The sequence below is a fragment of the Thiocystis violacea genome (genome assembly GCF_016583575.1).
In the GTDB taxonomy this organism is placed as follows: domain Bacteria; phylum Pseudomonadota; class Gammaproteobacteria; order Chromatiales; family Chromatiaceae; genus Thiocystis; species Thiocystis violacea.
Genome location: NZ_NRRG01000084.1, coordinates 1 through 11,298 on the forward strand (window position 1 = coordinate 1; position 11,298 = coordinate 11,298).

At 58.8% G+C, this 11,298-nt stretch carries 8 protein-coding genes and 1 pseudogene; 7 read left to right on the top strand and 2 right to left on the bottom strand.

Annotated features, from left to right (window positions below; all coding sequences use genetic code 11):
- Positions 1 to 319: 319 nt before the first annotated feature.
- The 7 genes and pseudogenes from CKO27_RS25470 to CKO27_RS22295 all read left to right on the top strand — a co-directional run.
- Positions 320 to 670 (top strand): annotated as a pseudogene (locus CKO27_RS25470) (type I restriction enzyme HsdR N-terminal domain-containing protein); the annotation flags it as partial.
- A 99-nt stretch (positions 671 to 769) separates the two neighbouring features.
- Positions 770 to 2,872, top strand: a complete 2,103-nt coding sequence (locus tag CKO27_RS22270; protein WP_420825855.1) for a DEAD/DEAH box helicase family protein — start codon at positions 770 to 772, stop codon at positions 2,870 to 2,872.
- A gap of 109 nt (positions 2,873 to 2,981) precedes the next feature.
- On the top strand, positions 2,982 to 5,564 hold the full coding sequence (locus CKO27_RS22275; RefSeq protein ID WP_200377120.1) for an N-6 DNA methylase: 2,583 nt from the start codon (positions 2,982 to 2,984) through the stop codon (positions 5,562 to 5,564).
- Between the two features lie 67 nt (positions 5,565 to 5,631).
- Positions 5,632 to 6,690, top strand: a complete 1,059-nt coding sequence (locus CKO27_RS22280) for an ATP-binding protein (RefSeq protein WP_200377121.1) — start codon at positions 5,632 to 5,634, stop codon at positions 6,688 to 6,690.
- Positions 6,690 to 7,505 carry a DUF4435 domain-containing protein gene (locus CKO27_RS22285; RefSeq protein ID WP_200377122.1) on the top strand — a complete coding sequence of 272 codons (816 nt, stop codon included), beginning with the start codon at positions 6,690 to 6,692 and terminating at the stop codon, positions 7,503 to 7,505. The genes CKO27_RS22280 and CKO27_RS22285 overlap by 1 nt, the downstream gene beginning before the upstream one ends.
- Positions 7,506 to 7,515: 10 nt before the next feature.
- On the top strand, positions 7,516 to 8,256 hold the full coding sequence (locus CKO27_RS22290; RefSeq protein WP_200377123.1) for a hypothetical protein: 741 nt from the start codon (positions 7,516 to 7,518) through the stop codon (positions 8,254 to 8,256).
- A 4-nt stretch (positions 8,257 to 8,260) separates the two neighbouring features.
- Positions 8,261 to 9,277, top strand: coding sequence for an Abi family protein (locus CKO27_RS22295; RefSeq protein ID WP_200377124.1), 1,017 nt, complete (start codon positions 8,261 to 8,263; stop codon positions 9,275 to 9,277).
- A gap of 86 nt (positions 9,278 to 9,363) precedes the next feature.
- On the opposite strand, the gene CKO27_RS22300 is transcribed toward CKO27_RS22295, so the two are convergent.
- Together CKO27_RS22300 and CKO27_RS24275 are read right to left on the bottom strand one after the other, a co-directional pair.
- The gene (locus CKO27_RS22300) at positions 9,364 to 10,707 is read right to left on the bottom strand and encodes a tyrosine-type recombinase/integrase (protein WP_200377125.1); all 1,344 of its coding nucleotides are present in this window, start codon (positions 10,705 to 10,707) and stop codon (positions 9,364 to 9,366) included.
- Positions 10,708 to 11,050: 343 nt separating this feature from the next.
- Positions 11,051 to 11,298 (bottom strand): hypothetical protein (locus CKO27_RS24275; protein WP_207281049.1); only part of this gene is annotated, 248 nt, incomplete at its 5' end.

Here is an 11,298-nt window from a genome sequence, read left to right on the forward strand (position 1 = left end):
AAGGTTGACTTCGAGACGTCTACACCAACCCAACAGGTTTCAGAATGCATGCTCATCCCTCCCTATACCCCGCCTTGCAGAATCGGGCTTTACGCCCTGGCAACTGTTCGGGTTGTTGAGGAAAACCCCGCATCGACCCAAGCTCTCCCACGATCTCGAAATCAGAGGGGTTACGGTCTGAGACGGGTAAAACAAACCTACAACCGGACAAAACTAACTTACAAGGGGTTGATGTCGCTGAGACAGAAGTAGCCAGTCCAGTCTGAAGGGGCGGGAAAACAAGCCGTAAGTCGCGCACGAGGGGATGAAGAACAAGATCATGGCAGCCAAAGAGGCGAAGGCCCGAATCAAGATCAACAAGCTCCTGGAAGATTCCGGCTGGCGTTTCTTCGACGAAAAGGGCAAGAAGGCTAACGTGGTCCTTGAGCCAAACGTCAAACTGACCAAGCAGCGGATCGACGCTCTGGGCGAGAACTTCGAGAGCATCAGCAACGGCTTCGTCGACTTCCTGCTGCTCGATGAAAAGGGCTATCCGCTACTGGTGCTGGAGGCCAAGGCGGAAGACAAGAACCCGCTGATCGGCAAGGAGCAAGCCCGCAAGTACGCGAAATCGCAGAACTGCCGCTTCGTCATCCTCTCCAACGGTAACCTGCACTATTTCTGGGATCTGGAGCAGGGCAACCCGCATATCATCACCCGGTTCCCCACACCGGAATCGATCAAGGGCTACCACCGCTTTCAGCCCAATCCCGACCGGCTCATCAAGGAGATGGTGGCGAAGGACTACATCGTCCTGACCCAGCTCCCCGGCTACGCCGACGAGGCCGGCTGGAAGAATAGCGAGGAGCGCCAAGCCTTCATCGAGAAGAACCGCCTGCGCTTTCTGCGCGACTACCAGAAACGCGCCGTCCAGGCGATTCAGGACGCCGTGGCCGAGGGGCTGAGCCGTTTTCTCTTTGAAATGGCGACCGGTACCGGCAAGACCCTCACCGCTGCCGCTGTCATCAAGCTATTCCTGCGCACCGGCAACGCTCAGCGGGTACTCTTCCTCGTCGACCGGCTGGAGCTGGAGGACCAAGCCAACAAGGCTTTCATCTTCCTGCTGAAAAACGATTTCACCTCGGTTATTTACAAGGAGCGTCGCGACGCCTGGCGCAATGCGGAGATTGTCGTTACCACGGTGCAGTCGCTCTTGTTCAACGACAAATACAAGCGCCTCTTTTCGCCCACCGATTTCGACCTGGTGATCTCGGACGAAGCCCACCGCTCGATCGGCGGCAATGCCCGCGCCGTCTTCGAGTATTTCGTCGGCTACAAACTGGGCCTGACCGCCACGCCCAAGGACTACCTCAAGAAGTTCGATAGCGCCACCACCCGCGACCCGCGCGAGCTGGAGCGGCGCTTACTGCTGGATACCTACCGTACCTTCGGCTGCGAATCAGGCGAGCCCACCTTCCGCTATTCGTTGCTGGATGGCGTGCGCGATGGCTGCCTGATCAACCCCGTGGTGGTGGATGCCCGGACCGACATCACCACCCAACTGCTGTCCGACGAAGGCTATGCCGTGCTCGCGGTCGGCAAGGACGACGAGGGCGCCGAGCAGACCTTCTACCAGAAGCACTTCGAGAAAAAGTTCTTTTCAGAGGCTACCAATCGCCTCTTCTGCGAAACCGTGCTCGGGCATGCCCTGCGCGACCCTATCAGCGGCGAGCTTGGCAAGACTCTCGTTTTTGCCGTCAGCCAGAACCACGCCGCCAAGCTGACCCAGATCCTCAATGAGTTGGCCGACCGGATGTTCCACGGCAAGTACCAATCCGACTTCGCCGTGCAAGTCACCTCGCTGATCCCCGAAGCACAGCAGTACACCATCAACTTCACCAACAACAACCTGCTGGGCTCCGCCAACTTCATGGAGAGCTACCGCACCAGCAAGGCGCGGGTCTGCGTGACCGTCGGCATGATGACCACCGGCTACGATTGCCCGGACATCCTGAATCTGGCCCTCATGCGCCCGATCTTCTGGCCCCAGGACTTCGTCCAGATCAAGGGGCGCGGCACGCGCAAGCACAACTTCATCGAGCAGCTCTTCGACCCTGAACTGAAGGAGCAGATTGGCCGCAAGGAGAAGACCCAATACAAGCTCTTCGACTTTTTTGCCGTCTGCGAATACTTCGAGGAGACATTCAACTACGACGAGGTCCTGCATCTACCGCGCCCCCGACCGGGCGAAGAAGGAGGAGAAGGACCGGAGCCACCGCCGCCGCCACCACCGCCGGGAGGAATGTACGAGCACAGCGGCACCGATCTGATCGCCTCCTTCGGCGAGACCCAGATCGGCGAGGAAGGCATGAAGGTCGACCGTATGTTCTTCAGCCGGTTCGAGGAGACGGCCAAGGAAGACGAAACCCTCAAGTCGCTGATCGAATCCGAACGTTGGGATCAGGCTGCGGAGTACGTGCATGCCCACCTGTTCGACAAGCCCAAGGACTACTTCAACCTCGACAAGCTGCGCCGTGCCGCTGGCGTGGATCGCCGCCTGACGCTGCGCGAGATCCTGGAAAAGGTCTTCGGCCTCATTTCCGCCTTTAAGTCCAAGGACGAGATGCTGGAAGACGAATTCGACAAGCTCCTGCTCGACCTCTCCCCCGAGGAGTTGGAGCGGCACACCGACGCCATCGTCGCGCTCAAGAACTATTTCAAGGCTTACGCCACCGACGGCCGCCTGCGCGACATCATCGAGCACAAGCGTTTCACCGACCTGAACGTCAACCCCAGCTTCAGCATGGCCGACTTCAAGGCGGTACCCCAAGAGTGGCGCGGCCGCATCCCCGAGTACATCAAGGACTACCTGTCCCTGAACCAATTCATGTGATGGGGATGAACCACGAACAACATGAAAGGCACGAAAAGCACGAAAAAATTATTTAATCGAATTGAATTTCGTGTGTTTTCGTGTTTTTCGTGGTTAAAGAGAATGAAGAATGCTAGATACAGATACCAAACGCCGCATCGACACCTGTCGTGACATCCTGGTCGGCAAGGTGCCCGACCCCAAGTCCCAGGTCGAGCAGATCACCATCGCCCTGATCTACAAGTTCATGGACGATATGGACGCCGAGGCCGAGGAGTTGGGCGGTCGCCGCAGCTTCTTCACCGGCGAGTTCGCCAAATACGGCTGGTCCAGGCTGATGGCGCCCGGCCTGGGTGGCTTCGAGGTGCTGACGCTCTACGCCGAGGCGATCCAGCGGATGAACGAGAACCCCGGTATTCCGGCACTGTTCCGCGACATCTTCCGCAACGCCTTTCTGCCCTACCGCGATCCCGAGACCCTGCGGATCTTCCTGAAGGAGATCAACACCTTCACCTATGACCACTCCGAGCGTCTGGGCGACGCCTTCGAGTACCTACTCTCGGTGCTGGGCAGCCAGGGCGATGCCGGTCAGTTCCGCACCCCGCGCCATATCATCGACTTCATGGTCGAGATCATCGATCCGAAGAAGGACGAGACCATTCTCGACCTCGCCTGCGGCACGGCGGGCTTCCTCATCTCCTCCTACAAGCACATCCTCAAGCACAACAGCCAGGGCTACCGAGAGCAGCAGGACCGTAAGGCCTACGACGAGAAAGGGATCCCCATGACGGAGATCCCACTCGACAATCCCTTGCGCTACAGCGGCGACCGGCTCACCCCGGACGATCGCAGGCGACTCGCCGCCAACATCTCCGGCTACGACATCTCGCCAGACATGGTTCGCCTCTCGCTGGTCAATCTGTATTTACACGGCTTCACCGACCCGCACATCGAGGAGTACGACACCCTCACGTCGGAAGAGAAGTGGACTGAGTTGGCCGACGTCATCCTCGCCAATCCGCCGTTTATGTCGCCGAAGGGCGGCATCAAGCCGCACACGCGTTTCTCGGTGCAGTCCAAGCGCTCCGAGGTGCTCTTCGTCGACTACATCGCCGAGCACCTGACTCCGAACGGCCGCGCCGCCGTGGTCGTGCCAGAGGGCATCATCTTCCAGAGCCAGACCGCCTACAGGGATCTGCGCAAGATGCTGGTGAAGAGCTACCTGGTGGCAGTCATCTCCCTGCCCGCCGGGGTCTTCAATCCCTACAGCGGCGTCAAGACCTCCATCCTGGTCATGGACAAACGGCTCGCCAAGCAGCGCGACGAGGTGCTGTTCGTCAAGATCGAGAACGATGGCTTCAACCTGGGAGCACAGCGACGGCCCATCGACAAGAATGACCTGCCCGAAGCGGTGCGGATCGTGAAGGCGTTTCTGCAACGGGGAGAGGTGGCCGAGCGAGGGAATGTGCTGGCGGTAAGTCGGGAGCGGATTGGAGAGAGTGGCGAATGGAATTTGAGTGGAGACAGATATGGAAGGCAGGAAGTCGTTTCATCTGCTTGGCCGATGATTCCTTTGGGTCAACTTGTTAAATTCCTCAGCGGGGGCACACCATCCAAGGAAAATCAGGACTATTGGTCTGGTTCGATTCCATGGGCATCTCCAAAAGACATGAAGTCTGATTTTCTGGTCGACACCGAGGACCATGTGACGGAAGCGGCAATCGAGAGCAGCGCTACCTCGTTAGTAGATGCTGGAACCTTGTTGTGTGTCGTCAGATCCGGGATCTTGAAGCATTCGCTGCCAATAGCAATCACGATGAAGCCGATGTGCTTTAATCAAGACATCAAGGCATTTGTTTCAATTTCAAATCGGTTAATAACTGAATACCTATTCTGGATGCTGAAAGGGAATGCTAGCGAAATTTTAGAAAAAGGAATCAAGCCGGGCGTAACGGTCCAGAGCTTTCATTCGAATTTCTTTAATGACTACCGAGTCCCGCTTCCACCGTTGGAAGTTCAGAAGGAGATCGTGGCGGAGATCGAGGGGTATCAGAAGATCATCGACGGTGCCCGTCAGGTGGTCGAGAACTACCAGCCTCGCATCCCAATTCGCCCCGACTGGCCGATCGTCGACCTCGAGACTGTGATTGATGGGAAGCCCAAGAACGGCTATTCGGGAAAGCCTGTTGACCGCGTTACGGATCTAAAGGTCTTGTCCCTGAGCGCAACGACTTCGGGTAGCTTGAACTTGTCAAAGATCAAATACCTGGATGAGGCCATCCCAGAGGATGCGCCTTGCCGATGCCGTCAAGGAGACATCTATCTTCAAAGAGGTAACACGGCGGAATTGGTGGGAACGGCAGCGCTTTTCGATGTGGACGAGCCGAATTACATCTATCCGGATCTGATGATTCGTGTCCGGGCAGATGAATCAAAGATATTGACCCGCTACCTGTTGACAGTTCTACAAAGTGCCCCTGTTCGTGACTACATGAAGAGAAGCGCATCAGGCGCGGCGGGGAGCATGCCGAAAATCAATCAAGGCATCGTCGAGCGCACTCCTGTACCGCTCCCTTCTCTTGAAACTCAACACGCAATCGTGACTGAGCTTGAAGCCGAGCAACGCCTGGTCGACGCCAACAAAGATCTCATCCGCCGCTTCGAGGAAAAAATCAAACAGACCATCGACCGCGTTTGGGGAGAATCCGCATGATCCCCACCCCAATAACCCCCTTTTCCTGCCTTTCGTGTTTTTCGTGGTTAACAAAAAAGGCGCCAGAATGAAGCTCCGCGCTATCCACACCCACGAGGCCGGCCCTCTCCGCTCTCAGGCGTTCGACTTCAAGGACGACTGGAGCGGCGAGATCACGCCCAACATCCTCTTCAGCGGCCCCAACGGCTGCGGCAAGTCGTCGGTTCTGCGGGCCGTGGCGATGCTCTGGAGCGCCTTCGGTCACTGGCTGCATCACCGCAAGACGTTGCCGAAGGCGAGCCAGGAACGGGAGTGGCTGCAACGCTGGGGCGGCATGGCGCTGGTGCTGGAGGATCTGCCCTTTTCCGCTCCGCCGGCCGTGCTGCTCTTTGGCATCAAGGAGTTTGCCGACCAGTTGGGGCAAACCTATCCCGATCATGCCTTGGTCGGCGAGTGCGTGGTGCGCACCGGCAAGCCCGGCGCGCCAGCACGCAAGCTGCTCTGGCCCGTTGGCGATGCCCAATGGCTCGACCGCTGGACCGAGGCGCGCCAAAAGATGCTGGTCTCCGCCGACAAGAGCGAATCGCCCAATATGCTCTTTCTCGATGCCGAGGAGCGCCGCTGGATCAGCCCCAGGCGCGGTCTCGGCGAGATTCGCCCCGAGAGTCCGCAACAGCGCTGGCTCACCAGCTACCGCGTCTCCGAGCAGTGGGACGGCCAGTTGGAGGCGTCGCTGCTGGCGATGAAGTCGGCGGCCCCGCGTCGCTTCTATGACCTGATCCGGGACATGAACGCCTTTCTCAGCGGCAAAGAGATCCTGACCGACGTGAGGCTCGGAGAGAACCGCCTTCGGATCAGACTCAAGGACGGCAGCGGCACCATCCACGGCATCGACGAGCTGAGCGCCGGCGAGCATCAGGTCCTGATCCAGCTCTATCTCATCAACCGCTGGCTGGAGCCTGGCGGCATCGCCCTGATCGACGAGCCCGACCTCTATCTGCATCCGTCGCTGATCGCGGGCTTCCTGGCCCAGTTGGAGAAGATGGTCGCCGACCGTGACGGCCAGCTCATCATCACCTCCCACGTCCCGGAAGTGTGGAGCCGTTACGAGGCGCTCGGGCGGCGCATTCTGCTGGAGAGTCGCTGATGGCTAAGGGATACAGCCGGAAAGAGATCAAAGAGCAACTCATCGGCGTGCAGGAAAAGAGAGCCGTCTTGATCGAGGGGACAACCGATCAACAGGCGTTTGAGATCTTGCTGCGTCGCTTTGTCGCGGACTGGGATCGGCGATGGGTCTTGGCGCAAGTCGGCGGAAAGAAAAGCGTGGTTGAAATCCTTCGGCAAGAATCGGGCTGGCTCGGGTTAGTTGATCGCGATGAATGGGACGAGGCTGTCATCATGCAGTGGCAGGCGGAATTGCCGAACCTGATGGTTCTGCCTCGTTTCTGCCTGGAGAACTATCTGATCGATCCGGCCGAGCTGTGGCAGGCGATACCGCTAGCCCGCCAAGCGTCCCTGGTCGGCGGCGAGGCGACCTTTCGCGCGACGATCGAGAACCAGCTTCCCGACTATCGGCGACATGGCGCACTCTGGAAGGTGGTGACGCCACTCTGGTCAGGCCTGCGCGCCCTGGGCTTCAAGGAGGCGCTTGCCTCGGCGAAGAGCGTCACCACCGCTCAGGACGATAGCGAGATCAGGCGCATTCTGGGGGAGTGGGATGCCTTGCTCGATCCCGATCGGATCTTCGTCGATTTCCAGACGCGGTTGGCCGCCGCCGAGGCCGCGCCGCCAGACGCGCAATTCGCCCACTGGTTGCATGGCAAGGTGTTCTGGAAGAATGTCGTCAATCCGACCCTGAACGCGACGTTGGGCCAAATGGAAGAAGGAGAGAGGCGGAAGAAGATCCTGCGCAAATTGCCCCAACCAGCCGACTTGCAACCCGTCTTCGACCGTTTGATCTAGGGAGATTGCCATGGACGAGGCACTGCGGATTCACGACTATCTGCCTATCTCCTACGCCAACCACGAAGAGGAAGCCTATATCCGCTTCCTCTGGGACGCCTTCGAGACCAACTACAGCGCCGAGAAGTACGAGTTCGCCAATCTCGCCTTCCACCTGCTCTACATGAGCTTCGTCTGCTTCTCCGTCTGGCAGATCCGTGCTGCCCGCAGCGCGGATTTCGATCGGGCGATGGTGGGCTATGCGAACGAGGTGGAGAACAAGTTGATGAAGGCGGACAGCCCATTCCGGTTCACTGAGATTCTCAAGGGGGATTCCGGCGTCTTTCGTTTCCTCAAGCTGCTTGGATGCACCAATGAGCAGATCGGCGAATACGCCCGCTTTCTCAAGAAGCGCAACAAGATTGCCCACCCTTGCGCCACCGTCAGCTTCGCCAGCCAGCAGGACATCGACGACCATATCGGAGAGGTGCTCACCGAGGTCGAAAGCATCCAAAGCCGCATGACCCCGGTGCTGCACGACTGCCTGCGCACCTTCCTGGAGCAGAACGCCGACCCCGAAGGATGGGAGTACTCACTCCCCAAGGACCAGATCGACGCCGTCCTGATCCACGCGCATTACTTCTCCCGCAAGGACATCGACGCCTGCCTCGCCTTCGATGTCAGCGCATTCGACACTCACGCCGAAGCCGTCCCAATCCGTGAGCTGTTCGACAATTTCCAGGATATCTACCGCTCAGAGGCGGAGGACTAGCGCGATGGCTTATTCCAAGCCATGGAAAAGCCACAATGAGCAACTGGACCTATTGATCTCCCGTGGCTTGATTGTCACGGATCGCCCCAAAGCATTGGAGTGTTTACAGCGCATCGGCTACTACCGCTTGAGCGGCTACTGGTTTCCCTTTCGGGAGCGGTCGGGACCGCTGACGCTGCTGGGAGAGCATGGTGGCAAACCCGCCAGGCCCAACAAGGTCGAGACCATCGCCCTCGATGCGTTTCGAGCCGGCGCAACCTTCGAAAGCGCCGTCAAGCTCTACGTGTTCGACAAGAAGCTGCGACTGCTGGCGCTGGACGCGCTAGAACGCATCGAGATCGCGCTGAGGGTCGATATTTCCCATACCCTAGGCAAGATCGACCGCTTCGCTTACCTTGACCCCGCGCTCTTCCATCCGGATTTCAGCCAACAGCTCCACAACAGCAAGGGCGTCACACGGCATCACGAATGGCTGGGCAAGCACGCCCGGCTGATCAACGAATCGAAGGAAGAGTTCGTCCGCCACAACAAGACCAAGTACGGCCTGCCCCTCGCGATCTGGGTGGCCTGCGAGGTGTGGGACTTCGGCACCATGTCCCGACTCTACGACGGCATGCGCGAGCAAGAGCAGGATGCCATCTCGGCCAGATACGGCATCCGCAACGGCCGGATCTTCGCCACCTGGCTGCGCGGCCTGAACTATCTGCGCAACGTCTGCGCCCACCACAGCCGCCTGTGGAACCGCAACATCGTCGACCAGCCCCGGCTCCCGTCAGCCGCCGAGGTACCTTGGGTTGCTTACTTCGAGCAGGATTCCCACGCCCGAGCCCGTTGCTATCTCCTGCTCTGCATCGCCCGGCATCTGCTGACTGTCGTGCATCCGAGTTCGACTTGGCCGACTCGGCTGCGAGATCATCTCGGGGACTTTCCCGATCTAACGCATCTTGATCTGAATCTCGCTGGCATGGGCGCACCGACGGATTGGGAACGACACTGGACGAGCATGACGGCAAGGCAATAAAAAACCCCTTCGCGATCTCCCCGCCGAAGCGGTTTGACCTGAAGGGGCCGTGTTGCGAGAAAAGATAGTCCCTCGCGCAATCTGGTTCAAGCGGTTTTGGCGAACCGGCCGATGATGACGTTCTCCTGTTCGTCAGCCGCCAACAGCAGCGCGAGCCGGTCCCCAAGCCGCCGCCAGGCATCCCGCTGCTCGGTCTTCAACTCATGGCGCTGATAGATCCGCTTGAGCTTATTCTGCTCGACATGGTTTAGACAGCGCTCGATGACTTCGCCGATCACGCCCAACTCGCCCATCATGGTCGCGCCGGTGCGGCGCAGATCGTGAGGCGTCCAGGCCCCACCAGATAGCAGCAACGCCCCCGTGGCCTTGGTCCGGTTGGAGAGCGGCTCATCGCGCACGCGGTCTTTGATTTGCTTGGAGATGGATTTCAGACAGATATGGTCCATGCCGTCTCGGGACGGAAGACACCAATCCGAATCGCCGGTCAGGGTCTTCAGCGCCTGGAACTGCGTCTTGGCAAAGTCGGAAAGATAGACGGTGTGCTCCTTGGCGTTCTTGCTGTTGCCGGCCGGGATGGACCACTCGCCTTTATCGATGTCCAGATCCGCCCATCTAGCTTGCGATAGCTCGCCCACCCGGCAGCAGGTCGAGAGCATGATCCAGATGGACAACTCCGTCGTGTGCAGCAGATTCGCCGACGGAAGGCGCTGCTTCAGATCAATGATCTCCTCCTCGGACAGATAGCGCTCCCGCTCCTTCTGCCGCCCGCCGATCTTCTCCTTGGTCAACCCCGCCAGCGGGTGTGCGTCGACCCATTCCCGCGCCAGCGCGAAGTTGAAAAACTGACGCAGATCGCCGAACAGATGATTAGCCATCACCCGCGCGCCGCGATCGACCACGCCGTCGAGCACATCCACCAACATGGATCGCTTGAGGTCAACCAGCGCCACCTCGCCCAGGACTGGAAGAATGTCCTTCTCGATCGCGCGCATGGATTCCTTGCCGCCATCCTTACGCCGCGACAGTTCCGCCCTTTCCCACTGGCTCATCGCATCCTTGAAGGTCCGTCGCGCCGCGTTTTCAGCCGCCATGCGGGCCAACTCCGCCTGATGGCGCTCGACCGCCTGTGCCTCCTCGACCTGCTTGCGTAGCTTCTCCACCCGGCCTTGCTCGACCGGATCGCTACCGGCATCCACCAATGCCTGCTTCTCGTCGCGCGTCTTGCGGATGCCCTTCAGCGATTCATTCGGCCACTTACCGCAAGCCGCGGTCCGCGTCCGGCCCTGCTGTTTGAACCGATATTCGAACGTGACCACGACCCCGGTCTTCTGCGCCCGGACCCGACCATACAGCCCCTCGCCATCGAACAGCTTCCGCCCAACGTCATCAGCCGTGAGGGACTCCAGTTGCTTGACCGTCAGCTTGCCCATCGCGGCGCCTCTTCTTGGTCCCGTGGTTCCGAGCGGGGGTAAATTTTTACCCCCGCTTTTACCCCCACCTTAAAGGTGGCTCTGACGGAATTATAGTGGACTTTAGTGGACGGCGCGAGGCAAAAAGAATGTAGTATCTATTTGTTTTTTATTGCTTATATGGTTTTTAATGAATTTTACTGGACTTAGCGTTACCTAACTACGAACCAGGTGGTAGGGAGTTCGAATCTCTCCGGGCGCGCAAAATTTTAGAGAATAATCAAGCGGTTATCGGTCTTCCGATGCCGCTTTTTTATTTTCGCCAACGTCTGTGTGCCGGAAAATGTGCGGAATGGTTATTGCGTCAGATTTTCTGGTGGTTAAGGTCGGTCACCTTCAGCCCGACCTCAATCCGGCTGGCATGTTCCGCTAGGTGCTCTGGCGCCAGATGCGCGTACCGCTGAACCATGGCAAACGTACTCCATCCCTGAGGTATCCCCACGAACTCACCCCCGCCAACGCCATCGGCTAGCAGTGCGTCATGGTCATTCGCTACCCATTGACCAGGCAGGTCGACGGTTGGAATCAACTCATCCAGGACGGGACGACAAC